This window comes from Kaistia sp. UC242_56, from assembly GCF_044452255.1.
Classification (GTDB): Bacteria; Pseudomonadota; Alphaproteobacteria; order Rhizobiales; family Kaistiaceae; genus Kaistia; species Kaistia defluvii_A.
The window spans coordinates 1,877,058-1,901,193 of the sequence record NZ_JBIOAN010000002.1 but is presented as its reverse complement, the minus strand read 5'-3'; the positions used below and the strand labels follow the sequence as shown (position 1 = coordinate 1,901,193).

Sequence of the window (24,136 nt, the reverse complement as noted above, 5' to 3'; positions counted from 1 at the left end):
GGCAATCCCGCCGAAGTCATAAGTGCACTCGCGATCCCGATCTCGGCCGTTCGCCTCGTTTCCGTCATCGCTCCAAAGCGAACCTCCGAGCTGAAACAGAATCGTAGTATCCAGTTTACGATTGGACCGGCGACGAGCGTGGAAGCGGACCACGCACCAGTCGTTGGGGATGTTTCTGGGCTCGGTAAGGTCTTCTTATTGAGAGAGCATGTGATGTCAGGTTACTTCGGTTCGGAGGAGCAACAGCGCTTGCAAATGCAGGCCGAGGCGAACGCTGACTGGATCGACAAGACACCCGGCGCGTGTCAAACGGGCCGCATGATGGGTTGTGATGACCCCAACAAATTGGGATGGGATCGGGTTACCGAGTTTCTTCATCGTGACGGCATCTGTGGATTCCGCCTTCTCTCCACCAACGAGGCTGACCAGATCGGCACTCGGCTGCTAGGACAGGATTATCGCTTCGATACGTGGGATGTCTTCCTTGCCTCGCGCGCCGCTGCGCCCACCGCAGCGGAAGCAATCCTAGCTCGTGGGCTACCAGACGGGTTGGTCGAACTTGACCGACCAACCGATCCCGAAAGCAAATATATCAAACAGATTCAGGGGTTGATGAACGCGGCGGGGGTCGTTCCGTTCTCTGGGTCACTACTCACCGGAGCCCTTGGCCCGGCGACGACCGTAGTCATCGGCGACGGGCGCGGGGAGATAGTGGCGGTCGCTCATTGTTACCTGCCTCACAATGCCCACAGCCCCTATCACCGATATGCTTGGGGAGGACTCGTCGCCGTATTGGAAACGCAGAGGGGAAGAGGCCTCGGTAATTACATTAATGCACGGATGGTTGTGAGTGCGTTTCGCGACCTCGACGCAACCCACATATACGAGCTCGTTTCGGCTACTAACGCCTCCTCGCGAAAGATGGTCGCGGCGTCCGGGCTCCGGCTAGAACCGACGCTGATATGTGGTGTGGTCGCAGCGAACAGAGGCGCTCGCTTCACCCGATAGCTGATGCGACAGGCGTCTGGATGGGGTTTGAAACAGAATTGCCAATTCTGTTTCACGAACAGCTTCGCTAACTGTACGGCGCCTTTCAAACTCTAGCTCCCCAAACCCGCCGTTCCGCTTTCCACCCGATGTCAGATATTCGCCCGGCGGGTTGCCGAGCTGCCAGCCGTCCAATCGAAAAGGCCGTCCGAGCTAGCTCGTAGCGGCCTTTTTCGATTTCGGGACGTTGAGCGCCAACCCGCCCCCCGCTCAGGCCGTCATCGGCGTACCGATCTCGACGACGCGGCTCTGCCCGTCACGGCCGGCCTTACCTTATGCTGGTGGCCTGCGACCAGACGACCATCCATTGCCCGTCGCGGCGCTCATAGACGTCGGTGTGCCAATAATCGCTGAGGGGAACTTTGTGCCCACCGAAGACGACTTCAAGCTGGGCGCGATAGCGAAGAACCGCCGCTCCGTCGTAGAGGCGCACGGCGATGTCGGCGGGCTCCCATGTCAGGTATCGGATTTGTCCGGAAGCAATCGCCCCCCAGATATTCGTCCCTGGAAAGCGTGGCGCCGATTGGCGTTATCAACTGGAAGTCCGGAGCATGGAGCGGTCGTGCCTGGCCCATATCCGCGCTGACGAGGGCGCGCAGCCTGGCGCGCTCGGTTTCACGCAGCCAGTCGGCGTCATCGGTCGCTGCAGGGTCGGCGGCTCGGATTGTCACATCTATTCTCCACTTGAAAACGAGATATCGCAGGATCTCTGAAGAGGCGCCCTATGCACGGTCCTAGGATCCCGACAAAAAGGCCGCCCGAGATAGCTCGTGGCGGCCTTTTCTATCTCTGGAAGTTGGGCGCAAACCCGACGCCCTGCCTCAATCAAATCGTCATCTGCGTACCGATTTCGACGACGCGGCCGGTCGGTATGTGGAAATATTCCGTCGCGTCGCTGGCGTTGATCGCCAGCTTGATGAACAGCTTGTCCTGGATACGCGCGAACAGGTGATGGCTCGCGGGCTTGATCGAGCGGCGCGACAGGAAGAACGACGTCGACATGATGTCGTATTTCCAGCCCTGCTTGCGGCAGAGGCTGAGCGCCTTCGGCACGTTCGGCGTCTCCATGTAGCCGAAGCTCATGAACACCCGCGTGAAGCTCTCGTTGATCGGCTCGACCCGCACGCGGTCGGCATCGTCGATGCGCGGCGTGTTGCTGGTGACGACCGTGAGCAGCACGTTCTTCTGGTGCAGCACGCGGTAGTGCTTGAGGCTGTGCAGCAGCGAGGACGGCGCCGTTTCGGGATCGCTGGTCAGGAACACGGCGGTGCCGGGAACCCGGACCACGCTGCTCTTTTCCAGGTTCTTGACGAGATCGGCCAGCGGAACGTCCGCGCGGCGGCTCTTGTCGAACAGGATCTTGGTGCCGCGTACCCAGGTCCGCATGATGAACATGATCATGAAGGCGAAGGCCAGCGGCAGCCAGCCGCCCTCGGTGATCTTCAGCAGATTGGCGCCGAAGAAGACGAGATCGATGATCAGGAACGGCGCGATCAGCAGCGCCGACACCCAGAGCGGCCAGCGCCAGAAGCGCCAGATGACGATGAAGGCGAGGCAGGCGGTGATGACCATTTCGGCCGTGACCGAGATGCCATACGCCGTGGCGAGCTTGCTGGACGAGCCGAAGGTGATGACCAGGATCAGCACCGCCACCATCAACAGCGTGTTGACCTGCGGCATGTAGATCTGGCCGACATGCGTCTCCGACGTATGCTCGATTTCCATGCGCGGCAGCAGCTTGAGCTGGATCGCCTGACGGGTCATCGAGAAGGCGCCGGTGATCACGGCCTGCGAGGCGATGACGGTCGCCATGGTCGCGAGCAGCACGACGGGCAGCAGCGCCCATTCCGGGAACAGCAGGTAGAACGGATTGCTGATGGCGGCCGGATTGGCGAGCACCAGCGCGCCCTGCCCCAGATAATTGGCGGCCAGCGCCGGGAAGACGAAGGCGAGCCAGGCGGCCTGGATCGGCTTGCGGCCGAAATGGCCGAGATCGGCATAAAGCGCCTCGGCGCCCGTCACCGACAGGAAGGCCGCGCCGATGACCAGCAGGCTGGTATGGCCATGCGTCGTGACATAGCGGACGGCGTGATAGGGGTTGAGGGCGGCGAAGATGCCGGGATCGTCGGCGATATGCAGGAAGCCGCCGATCGTCATGACGATGAACCAGACGGCGGTGATCGGCCCGAACCAGGCGGCGACCTTGGCCGTGCCATAGCGCTGCACCATGAACAGGGCGGCGATGATGGCGATGGTGATCGGGATGACATAGCCGTCGAAGGCCGGCGTCACCAGCGTCAGGCCTTCCACAGCGGAAAGCACGGAGATCGCCGGCGTGATCACCGCGTCGCCATAGAACAGCGCCGCGCCGGCCACGCCGAGCACGAAGACGATGGGCGCGGACTTGCCGACGGTGCGGGTGGCGAGCGCCATCAGCGACAGCGTACCGCCCTCGCCATTATTGTCGGCGCGCAGCAAAATGACGACATATTTGAGCGTGACGATGATCGTCAGCGTCCAGATGATCAAGGAAATGACGCTGATGACGTCTTCCCGAACGAGTTCGCCATGGGCACGGTTGGCCGCATGCAGGGCCTCGCGCAAGGCATAGATGACGCTGGTGCCGATGTCGCCATAGACGACGCCGACCGAGCCAAGCGCCAGCGTGAAGAACCCAGCATGAGCGACTGGGCTGCCGGCGCCATGCTCGTCGGTAGCCGCTCCGGTCGGCACATCGCTGGCCGAAACCGAAGATGGGGTTCCGGTATCGGACCCCTGCGCATTCAGAGCCATGAACTGGTCATCTCATTCACCGCACCTACCGGCGGCCGCGCGTGCTTATAGCAGAAGCCGTGCGGTGCACAACGCGGAGCATAGCCCCATCCTATTGCGCGGGCACCTCCCGCGGCTTCGGTGCAGGGGCTTTGGGTTTCGAACTCCGGCTCTGGGCCGGCGCAGGTGCAACGGCCGGAGCGGCCACTGGTTGCGCGAAACAGCGGATCGACCCGATCTGGTTCGGGCCATACTGGACATAGGGGAGTCCCCGCAGGCTAGCCGTCGCCCATCGCCATCAGCGACGCGTTGCCGCCCGCTGCCGCCGTGTTGACTGAAATCACCTGTTCCTCGGCAAAGCGCAGCAGGTAATTCGGGCCGCCGGCCTTGGGGCCGGTGCCGGAAAGGCCGGAACCGCCGAAGGGCTGGGTGCCGACCACGGCGCCGATGACGTTGCGGTTCACATAGACATTGCCGACCGCGAGCTTCTCTACGATCGCATCCACCGTCTCGTCGATGCGGCTGTGGATGCCGAGCGTCAGGCCGTAGCCGGTCGCGGCGACCTGCTCGACCACCTCGTCCAGATCGCCCGCCTTCCAGCGCACGACATGCAGGATCGGCCCGAACACCTCGCGGTCGAGCGTCCGGGCCTCGCGGAGCTCGATGATCACAGGCGCGACATAGCTGCCGGCATTGGGCGCCCTGCCCTCGAAGCGCACGGTCTCGCTTTTCCGCATCGCGGCGATGTGGCGGTCGAGATTGGACTTGGCTTCGGCGTCGATGACCGGGCCAAGATCGGTCGCAGGATGGCGCGGATCGCCGACGGTGAGTTCCGCCGCCGCGCCCTCGATCATCTCCAGCATCCGGTCGGCGACATCGTCCTGCAGATAGAGAATGCGCAGCGCCGAGCAGCGCTGGCCGGCCGAACGGAAGGCCGAGGCGACGACATCGTCCGTGACCTGCTCCGGCAGCGCCGTCGCATCGACGATCATGGCATTCAGGCCCCCCGTCTCGGCGATCAGCGGGACGATCGGGCCCTTCCTCGCGGCGAGCGCGCGGTTGATTGACCACGCGGTCTCCGTCGAGCCGGTGAAGGCGACGCCCGCGGTTAACGGATGGCTAACAAGAGCGGCGCCGATCTTGCCGTCGCCGGTCGCCAATTGGCAGGCGCCAACCGGCACGCCGGCCTGGTGCAGCAACCGTACCGCCTCGAAGGCGATGATCGGCGTCTGCTCGGCCGGCTTCGCCACGACCACGTTGCCGGCGGCCAGCGCCGCCGTCACCTGGCCGAGGAAGATTGCCAGCGGGAAGTTCCAGGGCGAGATGGCGACGAAGACGCCCCGGCCGCGATACTGGAGCTCGTTGCGCTCGCCAGTTGGGCCCGGCATCCGGATCGGCGCTGCAAAGTGGCGGCGGGTCTCAGCGGCATAGTAACGGCAGAAATCCGTCGCCTCGCGCACCTCCGAAAGCCCATCGGCCAGCGTCTTGCCGGCCTCGCGGGCGAGCAGGCTCATCAGCCGGTCGCGGTTCTGCTCCAGTAAATCCGCCATTTTGTCGAGGATTTGGGCGCGATCCTCGGCCGGCGTCGCCGACCAGCCGCGAAACGCCGCCTGCCCCGCCCTCATGACGCTGTCGACGGCATCGACGGAGAGCGAGGAAACCGAACCAACCACCGTCCGTCCGTCGATCGGGCTCAGGACCGGCGTCGGCTTCCCGTCGTCGATCGTCACGGCGACGATCGGCTTCGCCACCAGCGCCGTGCCGTCATGCGCCTTCATGCCGTCGAGCACCGCGTTCAGCACGGTTTCGGAGCCGAATTCGAGGCCGGCCGAGTTCTTGCGGGTCTCACCATAGAGATCGGCCGGCAGCGGCAGGTGCCGATGGCGGGCCCGGGCACCGCCCTCCAGCGTCGTGTCGGGCCGGACCAGCAGGCTCGCGATTGGCACCGAGCGGTCGCCCACGACGGCCACAAAGGAGGAGTTTGCGCCATTTTCAAGCAACCGGCGGACCAGATAGGCGAGCAGATCGCGATGGCCGCCGACCGGCGCATAGATTCGGGTCGAGACCGTCGGCACGCTGTCATGCACCGCCTTGTGCAGCGCCTCGCCCATGCCATGCAGGCGCTGCAGTTCAAAGCCGGTCGCCTCCCCGGCCATCTCCAGAATCGTTGCGACGGTCAAGGCATTGTGGGTGGCGAATTGCGGAAATATGCGCGGCCGCAGGTCGAGCAGTTTTCGCGCGCAAAAGAGATAGTTCTGGTCGGTCGCGGCCTTGCGGGTGAACACCGGATAGTCGTCAAGGCCGCGCTCCTGCGCCCGCTTCACCTCGGTGTCCCAATAGGCGCCCTTGACCAGGCGGACCATCATCCTGCGATCCAGCCTTGAGGCCAGTTCGCCAATCCAGTCGATCACCGCGCCGGCACGCTTCTGATAGGCCTGGATGGCGAGGCCGAACCCATCCCAGCCGGCAAGCGACGGATCGGCGAACGCTGCCGCGATCACGTCGAGCGACAGTTCCAGCCGGTCGGCCTCCTCGGCATCGACGGTGAAGTTGAGGTCATAGCTCTTCGCCTGCGCCGCCAACTTGACCAGCCTCGGCGTCAACTCCGCCATTACCCGCGCGTGGTTGACCGCCTCGAAGCGGGGATGCAGCGCCGAGAGCTTGACCGAGATGCCCGGCCGATCCGGCAGCGCCTTCTTGCCGGCCGCCTTGCCGATGGCATCGATCGCCATGGCATAGCTGTCGAAATAGCGCTGCGCGTCTTCGGCCGTGCGGGCGCCCTCGCCCAGCATGTCGTAGGAATAGCGGAAGCCCTGCTTTTCCAGCGTCCTGGCGCGCTTCAGTCCATCCTGGATGGTCTGACCCAGCACGAAATGGTAGCCGAGGAAGCGCATCGCCTGGCGCGTCGCGGTGCGGACGGTCGGGGTGCCGACGCGCTTGACGAGGCCGGCGATGATCCCGTCGGCGCTGTCGGTCGGCGTCACGATACGCGCCGAGAGCCCTAGCGCCCAGGTCGAGGCAGAGACGAACCAGCCTTCCGCCTTGCCGCTATGCTCGCTCCAGTCGGCGCCACCGAGCTTGTCCTCGATCAGCCGGTCCTGCGTCGCCGAATCCGGCACGCGCAGCAGCGCCTCGGCCAGCACCATCAGCGCCAGCCCCTCGCGCGTCGAAAGCCCGAACTCCCGCAAAAAATCCTCAATGCCGCCGACCGCGCCGGACTGGCCGCGGATCGCCTCGATGAAGGCGGTGGCGCGGCGGTCGGTGCGCGCCTCGGCGGCGGCGTCGAGCATCGAGCCGCGGATCGCCTGGCGCATCAGCGCGGCATCGTCGCCGGCATAGGGAGCACGAAAGGGTTCGATGGCGACGGTCGGCATGCGGGCACTCCGGATTGCGAAGTCCGCAGAATATCGCCGATCTCGGCGAGGTTTTGGGGTTTGATGCGAGCCCAATCCGTGACATTCACGGCCGATTGGCATTTTTCCGCGAATGTCTCTACCGTCCAAGGATCTACCTTCTAAGCCGGAGAGCGACACACCGTGGACTTCAGCGACGACGATCTCCGCCAGTTCGACGAGAACGGCGCGCCGCCCCTGCCCGCCACCGGCGATAGCTTTACAGTCGAGACCAACGGCGCTCGCATCTGGGCCGCGAGCTTCGGGACCGGACCGGCGGCCGTCCTGCTGCATGGCGGTCTCGGCAATGCCGGCAATTGGGGCCATCAGGTGCCGGCGCTCGTGGCCGCAGGCTTCCGCGCGATCGTCATGGACAGCCGGGGCCATGGCCGCAGCAGCCGCGACCAGCATCCCTTCTCCTATGGGCTGATGTCATCGGACGTGCTGGCGGTGATGGATCATCTGCAGATCGCCACCGCCCCGATCATCGGCTGGAGCGACGGCGCCTGTACCGGCCTGGTGCTCGCCCGCCGCCATCCCGAACGCGTCAAAGGCGTGTTCTTCTTCGCCTGCAACATGGACCCGAGCGGCGCCAAGCCCTTCGTGCCGAGCCCCGTCATCGACCACTGCTTCGCGCGCCATGTGAAGGACTATGCGGCCCTCTCCCCGACGCCGGACGATTTCGATCCGTTTTCCGCGGCCGTATCGCTGATGCAGCAGACGCAGCCGGATTATTCGGCGGCCGACCTTGCCGGGATCACGGTTCCGGTGGCGATCGTCCAGAGCGAGAGCGATGAGTTCATCCATACCGAGCATGCCCGCTATCTCGCCCGAAGCATCCCCCGCGCGACGCTCACGCTGCTCGACGGCGTCAGCCATTTTGCACCGCTGCAGCGGCCGCGCCTTTTCAACGAGGCGATGCTGGCCTTCCTCGCCAGCCTCGACCTGCGCTGAGCCCATTCTTCCAGCCTATCCAGAAAAGCCGAACCGACATGGACCGTACCGACCGCGCCATCCTGAAAGCGCTCCAGGCCGATGGCCGCATCACGACGCTGGAACTGGCGGCCAAGGTCAACCTGTCGCCGACCGCGACGGCCGACCGGGTCAAGCGCCTGACGCGAGAGGGCTATATCGAGGGCTATCACGCCCGGCTTTCGGCGGAAAAGCTCGATCTCGGGCTTCTGGTCTTCGTCGAGGTCAAGCTCGACCGAACGACGCCGGATGTGTTCGAGCATTTCGCAATCGCCGTGCGCCGCGCCTCCGAGGTGATGGAATGCCACATGGTGGCCGGCGGGTTCGACTATCTGATCAAGGCCCGCGTCAGCGACATGAACGCCTATCGCGCTTTCCTGTCCGACAGTCTGCTGTCTCTGCCCGGCGTGCGCGAAACCCACACCTACGCGGTGATGGAAGAGGTCAAGAACACGGATCTGCTGCCGCTTTAGGGCGCCAGCCGGCTCCCCAAAAGCCAACAAAAAACCCTCCCCCGCGCGCGGCGGGAGAGGGTCGTGACGTTCAGACCGGCCGATTAGAACGGCGAGTCGGGGTAGTAGAAGTCCTTGGCGTTTTCCTTCGTCACCAGCGTGGCGTCGAGGATGTAGCTGCCACGGACCGGCAGGTGGTCGTAGAGACCGGCGGCCGTCAGATCCATCGCGACGGCGACCATCGCCGGCGGATAGAGGATGTCGACCGGGATCATCTTGTCGCCGTCCATGACCTTCTTGATCATGTCCTTCATGCCGGCGCCGGCGACGACGAACTGGATGTCCTCGCGCTTGGCCTGCTTGATGGCCTCGAGCACGCCGACGGCCATGTCGTCGTCCTGGGTCCAGACCGCGTCGATCTGCGGATACTTGGACAGGTAGTCCTGCATCACCTTGAACGCGTCATCGCGGCTCCAATTGCCGAACTGGCGATCGAGAACCTTGATGTCGCTGCCGGCGATACCTTCGTCGAAGCCCTTGTTGCGCTCTTCGTCGATGACGATCGGCAGGCCGCGGATGACGACGACGTTACCCTTGCCGTTCAGCTTTTCCTTGATGTACTCGCCGGCGACGCGGCCGAGGGCCGGGTTGTTGCCGGCGACGTAGAGGTCGGCAACGGCGTTGTCGGTGAGCGCGCGGTCGACGACGGTGATGAAGACGCCCTTTTCCTTGACCTGACGGATCGGGTCGGTCAGCTCATCGGAATTGTGGGGCAGCGTGACCAGGGCGTCGATGCCCTGAGTGGTCAGGTCTTCCAGCGCGTTCGCCTGCGACGCGCCATCCGGCGACGTCTTGACGATGACCTTGAGGCCGGGATAGCGGGCCTCGAGGCGCTTGGCCTGTTCCTGGGCGTGGTAGACGACGCCGCCCGTCCAGCCATGGTCAGCCGCCGGAATGGAGACGGCGATCGTCTTGGTTTCCTGCGCCTGTGCGACGCCGGCGACGAGCATCAAGCCCGCCGCGACCGATCCGAGTAGAAGCTTCCGCATTTCTCTCTCCCAAATTAGCCCAATGCAATGCGGAGTTGATCTCCGCTCTTCCCCTCACCGCCGCCGGACGAGCGAGCGCTGGACCAGCATCGCAATGATGATGATGGCGCCCTGTACGGCTCCGATGAGGTATTCGCTGACGAAGTTGGACAGCACCATGATGTTGCCGACCACTTCGAGAATGAGGGCGCCACAGATGGTGCCCCAGATCCGGCCGACGCCGCCCTTGAGGGCGGTGCCGCCGATGACCACCGCGGTAATGGCCTGCAATTCCCACAGCAGGCCGGTCGTCGGCGTGGCGGCACCGAGGCGCGGCACGTAGACGAGAACCGCGATGGCGACGCAAACGCCCTGGATGACATAGGTCAGGGTCCGGACCCGGTTGACCGGGATGCCGGAATAGCGCGCCACGTCCTCATTCGACCCGACGGCGATGACATGCCGGCCGAAGGCCGTGCGATACAGCAGGAACGCGCCGATCAACGCGACGGCCAGGATGACCAGCACCGGGATCGGCACGCCGAAGACATTGCCGAAATAGACCGGGCGGTAGGCGGCGCGCAGATCCGGCGCCTTCATGGCAATCGAGCCGCCCTCGGCCAGGTAAATGGTGAGCGCCCGGAAGATGCCCATCGTGCCCAGCGTCACGATGAAGGGCTCGATCCGCCCTTGGGTCGTGATCACGCCATTGGCGAGGCCGCAAAGCCCGCCGACGCCGATCGCCAGCAGCATGGCGACCGCCAGCATCGGGATTTCACCGGAGACGACGCCAGTATTGAGGAACAGGATCATCACGCCGGCGACGAAGGCCGACATGGCGCCGACCGACAGATCCAGTCCGCCGGCCGAGATGACGAAGGTGGCGCCGACCGCGATGATCGCGATGAAGGCGCTGCGCGTCAGCACGTTGAGAAGGTTGTCGACCCCGAGGAAATTGGGGTTCACCAGCGCGCCCAGCACCAGCAGCACGGCGAGCGCGACAAAGGGCGCCACGGCGCGGAGATCGATGTCGCCGAGCGAGCGGCGGGCGGGGTTCTTGTTGGCGGTGGTGTCGGTCATGCCTGCTCCGCCATCGAGGCGGCCTCCCTCGATGTAACGCCCGTCGCCAGAACGACGATCTCGTCTTCGGTCATGCGGTTGCCGGTCACCTCGCCCACGATGCGCCCGTTGCGCATGACGAGGATGCGGTCGCAGATGCCGATCACTTCCTGCATCTCGGACGAGATGACGATGACCGACTTTCCGCTTTCCGCCAGTTCGGCGATGAACTTGTAGATCTGTTCCTTGGTGCCGATGTCGATGCCGCGCGTGGGTTCGTCGATGATGACGATCTGCGGGTTCAGCAGCATCATCTTGGCGAGCAGCAGCTTCTGCTGGTTGCCGCCCGAAAGCTGGCCGGCGAGCAGGTCCTTGTTGCGCGTGCGGATATCGAACTCGGTGATCGCGCCGTCGAGCGCCTTGGTTTCCCGGCCGCGGTCGATCAGCAGCCCGCGTACGAACTGGCCGAGCGCCGCCAGCGTCAGGTTGATGCCGAGATTCTGCGCCAGCAGCAGGCCTTTGCCCTTCCGGTCCTCGCTCAGATAGACGATGCCGGCGCGCATGCTGTCGCGAACGGTGACGAAATTCACCGGCCTGCCGTTCAGCTTGACCTTGCCATGCGACGGACGCAGGCCGACCGCGCCTTCCAGCAGCTCCGTACGGCCGGCGCCGACCAGCCCGGCAAAGCCGAGGATCTCGCCCTTGCGCAGCTTGAACGAGGCGTCCTGCGCATAGCCCGGAACCGTCATGTCGTCGACTTCCAGCGCGTAGTCGACGGCCTGGGTGGCGACCCGGTCCGGATAGAGCTTGGCGACGTCGCGGCCGACCATCAGCCGCGCCATGTCGACCGCTTCCAGCCCCTCGGCCGGACGCGTGGTGATCAACTTGCCGTCGCGCAGCACGGTCACGCGGTCGGCGATCTCCTTCACCTCGGGCAGGCGATGCGAGATGTAGAGGACGGCCGCGCCCTTCTTCTTGATGTCCAGGATGACGCGCAGCAGCGCGTCGGTCTCGGTCAGCGTCAGCGAGGCGGTGGGCTCGTCGAAGATGACGATCCGGTGCGGCACCAGCAGCGCGCGGGCGATCTGCACCAACTGGCGCTGCGCGATCGAAAGCCGGCCGACGATGGTGGTCGGATCGATGTCGATGCCAAGGGCGCGCACCGCTTCGGCGGCGCCCTTGTTCATAGCCTTATCGTCCAGCGTCAGGCCCTTGCGGACCTCACGGCCGAGATAGATGTTCTGCGCGACGGTCAGGTCGGGCGCCAGGAGTATCTCCTGGTGCACGAGCACGATGCCGCGATGCTCGGCATCGACGGGGCCGGCCATGACGACCGGCTGCCCGTCGATCCGCAACTCTCCCTTCGTCGGCATCAGATGGCCGGCGAGGATCTTCATAAGCGTAGACTTGCCCGCGCCGTTCTCGCCGATGATGGCGTGAACCTCGCCGGGCACGAGAGCCAGGTTAATGTCTCCCAGCACCTCGACGGGTCCAAACGACTTGGAAATCCCGACCGCCTCCAGGAGAGGCGGCTGCGCACTCGTCCCCATCTCTCTCCCCTCGGCGATCGCCATCAGCCTACCTTGGTCCAGACGTTGCCGGCCTTGGACGATGCCACGGCGGCTTCGATGAACTGCATGCCGATCAGGCCGTCCTCGACGGTCGGATATGTCACGGCCGGATCGACCTTGCTGCCGTCGCGGGCAGCATGAATGGCCCGGGCCGCCTCGGTGTAGATGTTGGCGAAGCCTTCCAGATAGCCTTCCGGATGGCCGCCCGGCACGCGGCTGACGCGGGCTGCCTCAGGCCAGGCGCCGGCGCCGGCGCGCGTCAGCAGCTGCTTCGGCTCGCCGAACTTGGTGAACCAGAGATAGTTCGGGTCGGCCTGCGTCCATTCAAGACCGCCCTTGGTGCCGTAGACACGGAGCTTCAGGCCGTTCTCGTTGCCGACCGCGACCTGGCTGGCCCACAGCATGCCCTTGGCGCCGCCCTTCCACTTCAGAAGGATCTGCACGTCGTCATCGACCTGGCGACCATCGACGAAGGTCGAGAGCTGGGCCAGCAACTGGTCGATCTCCAGGCCCGTGACGAAGCAAGCGAGGTTATAGGCGTGGGTGCCGATGTCGCCGATGCAGCCGCCGGCGCCGGTGCGGGCCGGATCGGTGCGCCATTCGGCCTGCTTGTTGGTGCCGGTGGCTTCCGCCCGCTCGGTCAGCCAGTCCTGCGGATATTCGGCCTGCACCAGACGGATCTCGCCGAGATCGCCATTGGCGATCATGGCGCGCGCCTGCCGGATCATCGGGTAGCCGGTGTAGTTGTGCGTCAGCATGAAGATCTTGCCGGACGACTTCACCAGTTCGACGAGTTCCTTGGATTCCTCGACCGTCAGCGTCATCGGCTTGTCGCAGATGACGTGGATGCCGGCCTTCAGGAATGCCTTGGCCGCGGGCGCATGGACATGGTTCGGCGTGACGATCGACACGACCTCGATACCGTCCGGACGGGCGGCCTCGGCCTTGGCCATCTCTTCATAGGAGGTGTAGGCCCGATCCTCGGCGATGCCGAGATCCGCGGCCGACGCCTTGGCGCGGGCCGGATCCGACGACAGCGCGCCGGCGACCAGGTCATACTGGTCGTCCATGCGGGCCGCGATGCGGTGGACGGCGCCGATGAAGGCACCCTGCCCGCCGCCGACCATGCCGAGGCGGATGCGACGGCCGGCGGTTTCTTCCTTGCTGGCTCCGATTGCCATTGTTTTCTCCGATCCGTGTGGTTGCCGAGGGTCAGGCGATGCCGAGAATGCGGCGGTTCGCCGCCTCGTCGGTGCCGGAGCCGGCAAAGTCGTCAAAGGCGTGTTCGGTGACGCGGATGATGTGGTGCTTGATGAACTCGGCACCCTCGCGCGCGCCGTCCTCGGGATGCTTCAGCGCGCATTCCCACTCGAGCACCGCCCAGCTGTCGAAATCATAGGCCGCCAGCTTCGAGAAGATCGCGCCGAAATCGACCTGGCCGTCGCCAAGCGAGCGGAAGCGGCCGGCGCGATTGACCCAGCTTTGATAGCCCGAATAGACGCCCTGGCGGCCACTCGGGTTGAACTCGGCGTCCTTGACGTGAAACGCCTTGATGCGCTCGTGATAGATGTCGATGTATTCGAGATAGTCGAGCTGCTGCAGCACGAAATGCGAGGGATCGTAGAGCAGGTTCGCACGGGGATGGTTCTTCACCTCCGCGAGGAACATCTCGTAGGTGATGCCGTCATGCAGGTCTTCGCCGGGATGAATCTCGTAGGCGACGTCGACGCCATTCTCCTCGAACACGTCGAGGATCGGCGTCCAGCGGCGGCCGAGCTCGGCGAAGGCTTCCTCGACCAGGCCGGCCGGGCGCTGCGGGAACGGATAGAGGAACGGCCAGGCGAGCGCGCCCGAGAAGGTCGGATGCGCCTTCAGGCCGAGGTTCTTCGAGGCGCGGGCGCAGCGCTTCAGGTGGTCGACGGCCCATTCCTGGCGCGCCTTCGGGTTGCCGCGCATCGCCGGAATCGTAAAGCCGTCCATCAGCTCGTCATAGACCGGATGAACCGCGACCAGTTGGCCGATGATGTGCGAGGCGAGTTCCGTGATCTCCAGGCCATGCTTGGCAGCGGTGCCGGCGAGCTCGTCGCAATAGTCCTTGGAATCGGATGCCTTGTTGAGGTCGATCAGCCGGCTGTCCCAGGTCGGGATCTGCACGCCCTTGTAGCCGAGGGAGGCTGCCCAGCCGCAGATCGCGTCGAACGAATTGAACGGGGCGGCATCGCCCGCGAACTGCGCCAGGAAGATCGCCGGCCCCTTGATCGTCTTCATCGAAAACCTCCTTCGGATACTGCATCCCGGACTTGCGTCCGGGTCGGATGAAAATGAGATCAAGCGCCCCGCTACGGGACGTTGTCCCGGATGAAAATATCGATCTTGATCCGTTCCTGACCGGGAACGATCTCCATATCCTCGCGCATCGCCAGCAGGATGCGCGCGGCGCTGCGGGCCATGTGGCCCGGATCCTGGTTGATGACGGCGTCGATGGAGCCGCGGATCAGGTTGCGGCGATTGGTGGTGGTGAGTTCATGCGCCACGAAGATGATGTCGCGCGTGTGCCCGGTCTTCTGCAAGGCGGTCACGACGCCGGTCGAACCGGCGCCGACATTGTAGATGCCGACGAGATCGTCATGTTCGGCCAGGAGCGCCTCGGCGACGTGACGCACGCGGTCGTCCTCGTCGCGCCCCTCGCGAACCGGCAGCACTTCCAGATCGGGATATTCGCGCGCGACGACCTGCTCGAAGCCGTACTGGCGCTCGATGTGGTCGCGCAGCGCCAGCGAGCCGGCGATCAGCCCGACCTTGCCTTTGCGCCCACCGAGAAAGCGGCCGAGCAGGCTGGCGGCGGTGCGGCCGGCGGCGGAATTGTCGATGCCGACAAAATGCGAACGGCGGGTGCCGGGCAGGTCCGACACCAGCGTGACCACCGGAATGCCCTGATCGGCCAAGGTGTTGATGGCTTCGGCAACGGCCGGATGATCGAGCGCCACGACCGCGATGCCATCGACATCAGCCGGCAAGCGCTCCAGCGCGACGGCCAGCGCCTCGCCGTCGAACACGTCGACGAGCGTGATGTTAAGGAGGACGCGCTCATGCACATAGCGCTCGGCCGTGGCCCGAAACTCGGTTTCGAGCATGCGCATGAATTCGTTGGCGCCGATCGGAAGGATAATCTCGAAGCGATAGTCACGACCGCGTGCGAGGCGCGACGCCATCCGATCCGGCTGATAATTCAGCCGATCGACAGCGGTCTGCACCTTCTCGACCGTTCGCGCATGGACGCCGGCTCTCCCGTTCAGCACGCGATCGACTGTCGCGAGACTGACGCCAGCCTCCCGGGCGACGTCTTGCAGCGTCGTCTTTCCCACGAGGTATCCTCCCTCGTGATGAAATAGCATCAGGAAATGAGGTAGGCAACTCAGAGATGAAACTCCGCCGCACAACACGGTGGAAACCGTTGCGGCATGCGACGGCCGACAGACCGGTCGCATCGACCCATCTCAAGCGGGAGTCATCCGGAGTTTCGGGGGAATTCGGCCTTTGCCATAGCGACACCCGGCCGAACCCCCTATCTTGCAGCCCTGTGAAACCGGCCCTTGCACAGCCGGTCACCACCGACGGGAGTATTGCCTCATGAAGACCGAAGCCGCGCCGTTCCGGCTCGAAGACTATCGCGCTCCCGCCTTCACCATCGATACGGTCGGGCTGGATTTCCAGCTTGCGCCCTCTGCAACCGGGGTTGTTGCCACGATCGCCGTTCGGCCCAATACGGACGAGGCCCGCAACCGGCGCCTCGAACTGGTCGGCGACGAGATCACCCTGAAGGGATTGAAGCTCGACGGCGCGACGCTGCCCGAAAGCCGCTACACCGCGACGCCGAGCCTGCTGACGCTGCATGACATGCCGAACCGGCCGTTCACGCTCGAGATCGAGACCCTCGTCGATCCTGCCGCCAACACGAAGCTGATGGGGCTCTACCGGACCAGCGGCACCTATTGCACGCAGTGCGAGGCCGAGGGCTTCCGCCGCATCACCTATTTCCTTGATCGGCCGGACGTTCTGGCGGTGTACACGACCCGGATCGAGGCTCAGAAGTCCGATGCGCCGATCCTGCTCGCCAACGGCAATCCGGTCGAGAGCGGCGACGTTGCCGGCACCGATCGCCATTTCGCCGTCTGGCACGACCCCTTCCCCAAGCCGTCCTACCTGTTCGCCATGGTCGCGGGCGATCTCGGCGTCATCACCGACAGCTTCACCACCTCATCCGGGCGCGAGGTCGAGCTGCGCATCTATTGCGAGCACGGCAAGGAAGCGCGCTGCACCTATGCGATGGACGCGCTGAAGCGCTCGATGAAATGGGACGAGGACGTCTTCGGCCTCGAATACGACCTCGACATCTTCATCATCGTCGCCGTGTCCGACTTCAACATGGGCGCGATGGAGAACAAGGGCCTCAACGTCTTCAACGACAAGTACGTCCTGGCCGACCCGGATACCGCGACCGATGCCGACTACGCCAATGTCGAGGGCGTCATCGCGCACGAGTATTTCCACAACTGGACCGGCAACCGCATCACCTGCCGAGACTGGTTCCAGCTCTGCCTGAAGGAAGGGCTGACCGTCTTCCGCGACCAGGAGTTCTCGTCCGACATGCGCTCGCGCGCGGTCAAGCGGATCGCCGACGTGCGCACGCTGCAGGCGCGGCAGTTCCCGGAGGATGGCGGCCCGCTGGCCCATCCGGTCCGGCCCGAAATCTACCACGAGATCAGCAACTTCTACACGCCGACCGTCTATGAGAAGGGTGCGGAGGTGGTGCGGATGCTGAAGAGCATTCTCGGCCCCGACGACTTCCGGAAGGGCATGGACCTCTATGTCGAGCGGCATGACGGCGACGCGGCGACGATCGAGGATTTCCTGGCGAGTTTCGCCGATGCGACCGGCGCGGACCTGACCCAGTTCAAGCTCTGGTACTCGCAAGCCGGCACTCCGCAGATCATTGCCCGCGGCGCCTACGACGAAGTCGACCGCACCTACCGCCTGACCTTGAGCCAGAGCATTCCAGCGACGCCCGGCCAGGCCCGCAAGCAGCCGATGCACATGCCGATCCGCTTCGGCCTGATCGGGCCGAATGGCGAGGACATGGAGTTTAGGTCGGTCAGCGGCGGCCGCGTCGAGGACGACATCATCCATCTGACGGAGGCCAGCCAGACGCTGGTGTTCGAGGGTGTCGGCGGGCGCCCGGTGCCGTCCCTTCTGCGCGGCTTCTCCGCGCCGGTCCGCCTGGCGATCGACATCTCGGCCGCCGACCTGCTGTTTCAGGTCCGCACCGATGCCGATCCCTTCAACCGCTGGCAGGCCGCCCAGACGCTGGCCATGCGCAATCTCGTCGCCAGCACGACCGAACAGATCGCCGGCCGCCCCGCCAAGGCCGAGCCGGCCCTGATCGACGCGCTCGGCAGCGTGCTCGACGACGAAACGCTGGAGCCGGCCTTCCGCGCCCAGGTGCTGCAGCTTCCGAGCGAAGCCGACATCGCGCGCGAACTCGGCCAGAATGTCGATCCCGACGCGATCGCGGCGGCGCGGCGTGAGCTTCGCCTGGCGATCTCGACCGGTCTCGGCAACCGGATCGAGCGCCACTACCGCAGCCTGTCGGGGGCGGAATCCTTCCGTCCGGATGCGGACAGTGCCGGAAAACGGGCGCTGCGCAACACCCTGCTCGATCTGCTGCTCGCTCGCCGTTCGCCCGAGGCGATCGCCGCGGCGCTCGCGCATTTCGAAACCGCGAACAACATGACGGATCGGCTGGCGGCGCTTTCCGCGATCACCCAGGCCGCCCTGCCCGAGCGCCGCGCGGTGCTCGACGCTTTCTACAAGCGCTACCAGGACGACGCGCTCGTGCTCGACAAGTGGCTGACGCTGGAGGCGACCGTGCCGGCCTCGGATACGCTGGACCGGGTGAAGGCGCTGCTGAAGCACCCCTCCTACTCGCCGAACAACCCCAACCGGGTGCGCGCGCTCGTCGGCAGCTTCGCAAGCGCCAACCAGACGCAGTTCAACCGGGTGGACGGCGCCGGCTACGATTTCCTGGCCGATTTCGCGCTGGAGCTGGACAAGCGCAACCCGCAGACGACGGCCAGATTGCTGGTCAGTTTCCGCTCGTGGCGGGCGCTGGAGCCGGTTCGCCGGGCCCGTGCCGAGGCGGCGCTGCGCCGGATCGCCGCGGCGCCGGACCTGTCGCCGGACACGCTCGACATCGTCACGCGGACGCTTGCCTGAGCGTCACGCAGGCGAAAACGGCGCCATTCGGCGGCAGACGAATCCGGGCGCGCCGAACCCGGATTCCCCAAGGCCGGAGCCAGAAAATTATGCTTAACGAAACCCTAACACACCTCTGGACAATGTGATTCGCGTCGATTCAAATGGGGGTGATTCGGGGCAAGGGACTGACCCGATGATAGCCGACATCGGGGGGCTGAGATGGCGCGGGCAGATACAGCCAGTGCGTCTGCGAGCGAGCGCATGCCTATTGCAGGGGTACTGTTTCGACGCAAGCAGATGATCAAGGGTCACGCTCGGCTTCTGGCCAAGCCGGCCTACGAAAAGCTCGTCTCGTCCGAGCCGATCCTGCGTCGCTGCATCCCCGTCCTCATCATCATCTTCCTGATGATCGTCGCGCTGGCGCGCTTCGTTCAGCTTTACGACCTCCGCATGGAACGCGAGAACCAGGCGCGCGACCTGATGGGCATGGTGGCGTCCTACCTCGCCCTCTCGCTCGACCAGGCGGAGCCGACGCTGTCGACCGATCGCTACCAGATGGCGGTCCAGAACACGCTCGACAATCTCGTGCCGCAAAGCGCCGCCGATGCCGGCCAGCGCATCTATGTCGCCGACGCAACCGGCCGCGTCATCGCCACCTCGCCGCGCGCCGCCACCGAGGAGAACCGCAGCTTCACCGAGATCGTCAGCGGCGCCCAGCCCCTGGTGATCTTCGGCGACCGTGCCGGCGTGCTGAAGATCAACGTCGATGGTGACCAGCCGGCCTTCGCGACGCTGCGCCACCTGAACGGACGGCTCGGCTTCGTCGCCGTCGCAACGCCCTTCCCGGCGATCTACCGCGACTGGCGCGCCGACGTCTCGCTCAACGTCTCGATCTTCGTCGGCACCAGCGGCATCCTGCTCGTCATCCTCTACGGCTATTTCTCGCAGTCCGCCCGCGCCCAGGAAGCCGACATCATCTACCAGGAGACCTATGACCGCTTCGACACGGCGCTGCGCCGGGGCCGTTGCGGCCTCTGGGATTGGGACGTCGCGCGCGGACGCCTGTTCTGGTCGAAGTCGATGTTCGAGCTGGTCGGGCTCCCACCGCGGGACACGCTGCTCGGCTTCGGCGAGGTGAACGAACTCGTCCATCCCGACGATGGCGACCTGATGAACCTGGTCGAGGCGCTCTATGAGGCCAACGAAACGACCGTCGACCGCATGTTCCGCATGCGCAAGGCGGACGGCAGCTATGTCTGGCTCCGAATTCGCGTTGAGCTGGTGGATGCCGATGGCACGGAGCCGCACCTGATCGGCATTGCCGTCGACGTGACCGAACAGATGCGCCTGGCCGAAAGCTCGCGCACCGCCGACATCCGCCTGCGCGACGCCATCGAGACGATCTCCGAGGCCTTCGTGCTCTGGGACACCCAGAACCGCCTCGTCATGTGCAATTCGAAGTACCAGCAGTTGCACGGCATTCCGGATTCGGCGCTGGAAGCCGGCACACCCTATGCCCAGGTGATCGCGGCCGGGCGCCAGCCCGTGGTGCAGGCGCAGATTCCGAACGAGGGCCGCGCCGAGGAAGGCGCCCGCTCCTTCGAGGCGCAGCTGAACGACGGACGCTGGCTGCAGATCAGCGAACGGCGCACCAAGGATGGTGGCTTCGTGTCGGTCGGCACTGACATCACAACGATCAAGCGTCACGAGGAAAAGCTGATCGACGGCGAGCGCCGCCTGATGGCGACGATCGCGGACCTGCGCCAGTCGCGCCAGAAGCTGGAGCAGCAGGCGCAGGAAATGGTCGATCTGGCGGAGAAATACTCCGAGCAGAAGGACCGCGCCGAGGCCGCCAACCGGACCAAGTCCGAATTCCTCGCCAATATCAGCCATGAGCTGCGCACGCCGCTCAACGCGATCATCGGCTTCTCGGAGATCATGAAGTCCGGGCTGTTCGGCCCGCTCGGTTCGCCGAAATACGGCGAGTATTGCCAAGACATCAATGCCAGCGGCAACTTCCTGCTCAACGTCATCAACGACGTGCTCGACATGGCCCGGATCGAGGCCGGCCGGATGACGCTCGACATGCAGCCGCTGATGCTCGACGAGATCGTTGACGAGGCCGCGCGCGTGATGTCGCCGGAAGCGTCGGCCCGCAAGGTGACGATCGAGGCCGACCTCGAAAGCTCGCTCGGCCTCCATGCCGATCGTCGCGCGGTGAAGCAGATGGTGCTGAACCTGCTGTCGAATGCCGTGAAGTTCACGCCGGAAAACGGTCACATCAGCGTCCGCGCCCGCAAGATCGGCGGCGCCGTGACGCTGACGATCGAGGACAACGGCATCGGCATTCCGAAGGAAGCGCTGAAGAAGCTCGGCCGGCCGTTCGAGCAGGTGCAGAACCAGTTCACCAAGAGCCACAAAGGCTCCGGCCTCGGCCTCGCCATCACCCGCTCGCTGGCGGAACTGCATGGCGGCGCGATGCGCATCCGCAGCCATGAGGGCAAGGGCACGATCGTCTCGATCCGCCTGCCGCTGCTGCAGACCGCGCAGCTGGAGCCGCCGACCGGCGCTTCGGCCGGCGTCGCTCTCAGGCTCGGGGCTTCCGCCGAACCTTCCCGATGATCCGCTCGAACGAAGCGCGGACATCCTTCTGCGTCGCCTGGACATGGGCGTCGAGCGTCGCGAAATCGGGCAGTTCGCCCGCCCTGGACAGCATGTCCAGCAGGCCGCGCGGCGCCTCGCTGGCCCGGAACGGACCGTCGACGCAAAGCCGCAGGATCAGCACCAGCCGCTGATAGAGCCGGAGCGCGGGAAGCAGGATTTCCGCCTCGGTCGCCGGCAGCAGACCGGTGCGCGATGTCGCCGCCAGCACGGTCTCGGTCTCGACATCGAGTATCTCGGGATGGGTCGCGCCATGCACGAGCTGCAGATATTGCGCGATGAATTCGATGTCGATCTGGCCGCCCGGCACCTGCTTCAGGTCCCACGGCCCCTCGGCGGTCTTCTCTTCCTCGAGCAACACGCGCATTTCCAGCACGTCGCGCTTCACCTTCTTGGGATCGTGCGGCGTGGAGAGGATGGCGCGGATATCCTCGACGGCCTCGCCGACCAAGCTCGCATCGCCATGGATCGGCCGCGCCCGCGACAGCGCCATGTGCTCCCAGGTCCAGGCTTCCTTGTTCTGATATTCGACGAAGGAGCGGATATGGGTGGCGAGCGGGCCGGAATTGCCGGAGGGACGCAGGCGGAAGTCAACCTCGTAAAGCGAACCCTCCGCCGTCGGCGCCGAGATGGCCGCGATCAGGCGCTGGGTCATGCGCGCATAATACTGGCTGCCGGAAAGCGGCCGCGCGCCGTCGGAGCCGGTCTCCGTCTCGGGAAAATCGTAGAGCAGGATCAGGTCGAGATCGGACGAGGCGGTCATTTCGCGCCCGCCGAACTTGCCCATCGCCAGCAGCGCGATCCGGCTGTTGGCGATGCGGCCGTGCTGGGCTTCGAGCGCGATCTTGACGTGGTCGAGCAGGGTCGAGACCAGCAGGTCGGCCAGATCGGAATAGGCGATTCCGGCGGCACGCGTGCTGACGGAGCCGGCGATGACGCGAACGCCGATCAGGAAGCCCTGCTCCTTGCCGAAGATGCGCGCGCGATCGAGCACATCTTCCAGCGACACGGCCTCGGCCAGCATGTTCGTCAGCCGGGCGGTGAGGATCGTGCGGTCCGGCAGGCGGCCGAAGAAGGCCGGATCGAGCACGGCATCCAGCACATGCGGTCGCGCCGTGACGATCTCGGCCAGGCGCGGCGCGGTGCCCATGATGGTGGCGAGGAGATTGAGAAGGCCGGGATTGGAGCCGAGCAGCGCGAAGAGCTGAACGCCGGCAGGCAACCGGGCCAGGAAGCGGTCGAACGAATTGAATGCCGCATCGGCATTGTCCGTGGTGGCGAAAGCCTCCAGCAGTGCCGGCGTGATCTCGGTCAGGCGTTCGCGCGCGGCGGCCGAACGCATGGCGGCGTAGCGGCCGAAATGCCAGCCCCGGATCGTGCGGCTGACTTCGCGCGGGTTCTTGTAGCCAAGGCTTGCCAGCGTCGCGACCGTCTCCGGATCCTCGTCGTCGCCGGTGAAGACCAGGCTGCCCAGCGTCGAGGAAAGCGAGGGGGCCGCTTCGAACAGCTGGATGTAGTGGTCGCGCACGGTCTCGAGCGTCTCGACCAGCGCCTTGGAGAAGGCCTTGACAGTCTTGAACCCCATCAGGCGGGCGACGACGTCCAGCCCCTCCTCGCTCTCGGGCAGCGTGTGGGTCTGTTCGTCGGCGATCATCTGCAGGCGATGCTCGATGGCGCGCAGGAAGCGGTAGCAGCGCGCCATGTCGGCCGCCGCCTCGTCGGCGATCCAGCCCTTGGCGCGCAGGATCTCCAGCATGTCCAGCGTGCGCCGGCCGCGCAATTCACGGTCGCGGCCGCCGGCGATCAATTGCTGGGTCTGGACGAAGAACTCGATCTCGCGAATGCCGCCGCGCCCGAGCTTGATGTTGTGGCCGGCCACCGCGACCGCGTCATGGCCCCGATGATCGTGGATCTGCCGCTTGATCGAATGGATGTCGGCGATGGCAGCGAAATCGAGATATTTGCGCCAGATGAAGGGCGCGAGCTCCGAGAGGAACGCATCGCCCGCCTCGATATCGCCGGCGAAGGGACGCGCCTTGATCATGGCGGCGCGCTCCCAGTTCTGGCCGCTCGCCTCGTAATAGAGGAAAGCTGCCAGCGTCGAGATCGCGACCTGGGTGGAGCCCGGGTCCGGCCGCAGGCGAAGATCGGTGCGGAAGACATAGCCGTCGGGCGTGCGCTCCTGCAGGATCTTCACCAGCCGGCGCGTCATGCGGACGAACAGCGCGCCGATCTCGTCGGGGTCGGCAACCTCGGCCCGCTCGGGATCGAACAGCACGATCAGGTCGATATCGCTGGAATAATTCAGTTCGCGCGCGCCGCACTTGCCCATGCCCAGCAGGATCCAGCCCGAGCCGCGCGAAGGCTGGTCCGGGTGCGGGAGCGTCAGCTTGCGGGAGGCGTGCGCCTCGGCGAGGAGGAAGTCTACCGTGGCGCTGACGGCGGCCTCGGCGAAGGCGGTGAGCGCGCCGGTGACGCGCTCGACCGGCCAGATGCCGCCGAGGTCGGCGAGGCCGACCAGCAGCGCCACTTCGGCGCGCGCCTGGCGCAGGCGGGTCATCAGCGTCGCTTCGTCGGTCTCGCGCCAGAGCGCGGCAACTTCGGCCATCCGGCGGGAAAAGTGCGCGTCGGGGTCTGCGGTGAGGATCGCGACCAGACGCGCGGGATCGTCGAGCGCGATCTGCCTCAGGAAGGGCGACGCATCGAACACGGCCGCCAGGAACGACCCCAATCCCTTGTGGGCGTGCAGCAGATCCGCCCAAGCGGGCCCGATGTCGGCCTCCTTGGCGGCTGCCTGCAGGTCCTGAAGGATTTCCCGCGTCCTCGCCGCCTTGGGTGGCCGGATTTCGGTCTGGATGGATGTGGCAAGCGAAGCGCCAACCGACGCGTCTGCCGGTTGCGAAAGAGTGGCGGCCATCATCCCGTCC

General features: G+C 65.4%; 15 protein-coding genes. 5 read left to right on the top strand and 10 right to left on the bottom strand.

Annotated elements, in window-relative coordinates:
• Positions 1-213: 213 nt before the first annotated feature.
• Complete coding sequence (locus ACHMWQ_RS11660; RefSeq protein WP_396307587.1) at positions 214-1,008, top strand: GNAT family N-acetyltransferase; 795 nt, start codon at positions 214-216, stop codon at positions 1,006-1,008.
• Between the two features lie 307 nt (positions 1,009-1,315).
• On the opposite strand, the gene ACHMWQ_RS11655 is transcribed toward ACHMWQ_RS11660, so the two are convergent.
• The 3 genes from ACHMWQ_RS11655 to putA form a co-directional block, all read right to left on the bottom strand.
• A complete protein-coding gene (locus tag ACHMWQ_RS11655; protein WP_396307586.1) occupies positions 1,316-1,480 on the bottom strand; it encodes a DUF4440 domain-containing protein in 165 nt (54 codons plus the stop codon).
• Between the two features lie 392 nt (positions 1,481-1,872).
• Entirely contained in the window at positions 1,873-3,840 is a 1,968-nt protein-coding gene (locus tag ACHMWQ_RS11650) for a potassium transporter Kup (protein WP_396307585.1), read from the bottom strand.
• 257 nt (positions 3,841-4,097) lie between these two features.
• Positions 4,098-7,193, bottom strand: a complete 3,096-nt coding sequence (gene putA, locus ACHMWQ_RS11645) for a bifunctional proline dehydrogenase/L-glutamate gamma-semialdehyde dehydrogenase PutA (RefSeq protein ID WP_396307584.1) — start codon at positions 7,191-7,193, stop codon at positions 4,098-4,100.
• A gap of 162 nt (positions 7,194-7,355) precedes the next feature.
• On the opposite strand from putA, the gene ACHMWQ_RS11640 reads away from it, so the two are divergent.
• Positions 7,356-8,165, top strand: coding sequence for an alpha/beta fold hydrolase (locus ACHMWQ_RS11640; RefSeq protein ID WP_396307583.1), 810 nt, complete (start codon positions 7,356-7,358; stop codon positions 8,163-8,165).
• 38 nt (positions 8,166-8,203) lie between these two features.
• On the top strand, positions 8,204-8,656 hold the full coding sequence (locus ACHMWQ_RS11635) for an Lrp/AsnC ligand binding domain-containing protein (RefSeq protein ID WP_396307582.1): 453 nt from the start codon (positions 8,204-8,206) through the stop codon (positions 8,654-8,656).
• A gap of 83 nt (positions 8,657-8,739) precedes the next feature.
• Here ACHMWQ_RS11635 and ACHMWQ_RS11630 read toward each other — a convergent pair whose 3' ends face one another.
• The 6 genes from ACHMWQ_RS11630 to ACHMWQ_RS11605 form a co-directional block, all read right to left on the bottom strand.
• Positions 8,740-9,684, bottom strand: a complete 945-nt coding sequence (locus tag ACHMWQ_RS11630; protein ID WP_396307581.1) for an ABC transporter substrate-binding protein — start codon at positions 9,682-9,684, stop codon at positions 8,740-8,742.
• A gap of 54 nt (positions 9,685-9,738) precedes the next feature.
• Positions 9,739-10,743, bottom strand: a complete 1,005-nt coding sequence (locus tag ACHMWQ_RS11625; RefSeq protein ID WP_396307580.1) for an ABC transporter permease — start codon at positions 10,741-10,743, stop codon at positions 9,739-9,741.
• Positions 10,740-12,272 (bottom strand): sugar ABC transporter ATP-binding protein, encoded by a 1,533-nt coding sequence (locus ACHMWQ_RS11620; RefSeq protein WP_354548194.1) that lies wholly within the window; start codon positions 12,270-12,272, stop codon positions 10,740-10,742. Before ACHMWQ_RS11620 ends, ACHMWQ_RS11625 begins: the two co-directional genes overlap by 4 nt.
• Before the next feature lie 23 nt (positions 12,273-12,295).
• Positions 12,296-13,474 (bottom strand): Gfo/Idh/MocA family protein, encoded by a 1,179-nt coding sequence (locus ACHMWQ_RS11615; RefSeq protein ID WP_396307579.1) that lies wholly within the window; start codon positions 13,472-13,474, stop codon positions 12,296-12,298.
• A gap of 31 nt (positions 13,475-13,505) precedes the next feature.
• Complete coding sequence (locus ACHMWQ_RS11610; protein WP_396307578.1) at positions 13,506-14,561, bottom strand: sugar phosphate isomerase/epimerase family protein; 1,056 nt, start codon at positions 14,559-14,561, stop codon at positions 13,506-13,508.
• Positions 14,562-14,632: 71 nt separating this feature from the next.
• A complete protein-coding gene (locus ACHMWQ_RS11605) occupies positions 14,633-15,688 on the bottom strand; it encodes a LacI family DNA-binding transcriptional regulator (RefSeq protein WP_396307577.1) in 1,056 nt (351 codons plus the stop codon).
• Between the two features lie 235 nt (positions 15,689-15,923).
• Here ACHMWQ_RS11605 and pepN point away from each other — a divergent pair, with 235 nt between their 5' ends.
• Positions 15,924-18,566, top strand: a complete 2,643-nt coding sequence (gene pepN, locus ACHMWQ_RS11600) for an aminopeptidase N (RefSeq protein ID WP_396307576.1) — start codon at positions 15,924-15,926, stop codon at positions 18,564-18,566.
• Between the two features lie 201 nt (positions 18,567-18,767).
• Positions 18,768-21,170, top strand: a complete 2,403-nt coding sequence (locus tag ACHMWQ_RS11595) for a PAS domain-containing sensor histidine kinase (protein ID WP_396307575.1) — start codon at positions 18,768-18,770, stop codon at positions 21,168-21,170.
• Here ACHMWQ_RS11595 and ACHMWQ_RS11590 read toward each other — a convergent pair.
• Positions 21,136-24,126 (bottom strand): bifunctional [glutamine synthetase] adenylyltransferase/[glutamine synthetase]-adenylyl-L-tyrosine phosphorylase, encoded by a 2,991-nt coding sequence (locus ACHMWQ_RS11590; RefSeq protein WP_396307574.1) that lies wholly within the window; start codon positions 24,124-24,126, stop codon positions 21,136-21,138. The two genes, ACHMWQ_RS11595 and ACHMWQ_RS11590, sit on opposite strands and share 35 nt — an antisense overlap.
• Between the last annotated feature and the right edge of the window lie 10 nt (positions 24,127-24,136).

Coding starts and splice junctions, on each gene's coding strand:
- ACHMWQ_RS11660 (WP_396307587.1), top strand. CDS start 214: ATGTCAGGTTACTTCGGTTCGGAGGAGCAACAGCGCTTGCAAATGCAG.
- ACHMWQ_RS11650 (WP_396307585.1), bottom strand. CDS start 3,840: ATGGCTCTGAATGCGCAGGGGTCCGATACCGGAACCCCATCTTCGGTT.
- putA (WP_396307584.1), bottom strand. CDS start 7,193: ATGCCGACCGTCGCCATCGAACCCTTTCGTGCTCCCTATGCCGGCGAC.
- ACHMWQ_RS11635 (WP_396307582.1), top strand. CDS start 8,204: ATGGACCGTACCGACCGCGCCATCCTGAAAGCGCTCCAGGCCGATGGC.
- ACHMWQ_RS11630 (WP_396307581.1), bottom strand. CDS start 9,684: ATGCGGAAGCTTCTACTCGGATCGGTCGCGGCGGGCTTGATGCTCGTC.
- ACHMWQ_RS11625 (WP_396307580.1), bottom strand. CDS start 10,743: ATGACCGACACCACCGCCAACAAGAACCCCGCCCGCCGCTCGCTCGGC.
- ACHMWQ_RS11620 (WP_354548194.1), bottom strand. CDS start 12,272: ATGGGGACGAGTGCGCAGCCGCCTCTCCTGGAGGCGGTCGGGATTTCC.
- ACHMWQ_RS11615 (WP_396307579.1), bottom strand. CDS start 13,474: ATGGCAATCGGAGCCAGCAAGGAAGAAACCGCCGGCCGTCGCATCCGC.
- ACHMWQ_RS11610 (WP_396307578.1), bottom strand. CDS start 14,561: ATGAAGACGATCAAGGGGCCGGCGATCTTCCTGGCGCAGTTCGCGGGC.
- ACHMWQ_RS11605 (WP_396307577.1), bottom strand. CDS start 15,688: ATGCTATTTCATCACGAGGGAGGATACCTCGTGGGAAAGACGACGCTG.
- pepN (WP_396307576.1), top strand. CDS start 15,924: ATGAAGACCGAAGCCGCGCCGTTCCGGCTCGAAGACTATCGCGCTCCC.
- ACHMWQ_RS11595 (WP_396307575.1), top strand. CDS start 18,768: ATGGCGCGGGCAGATACAGCCAGTGCGTCTGCGAGCGAGCGCATGCCT.
- ACHMWQ_RS11590 (WP_396307574.1), bottom strand. CDS start 24,126: ATGGCCGCCACTCTTTCGCAACCGGCAGACGCGTCGGTTGGCGCTTCG.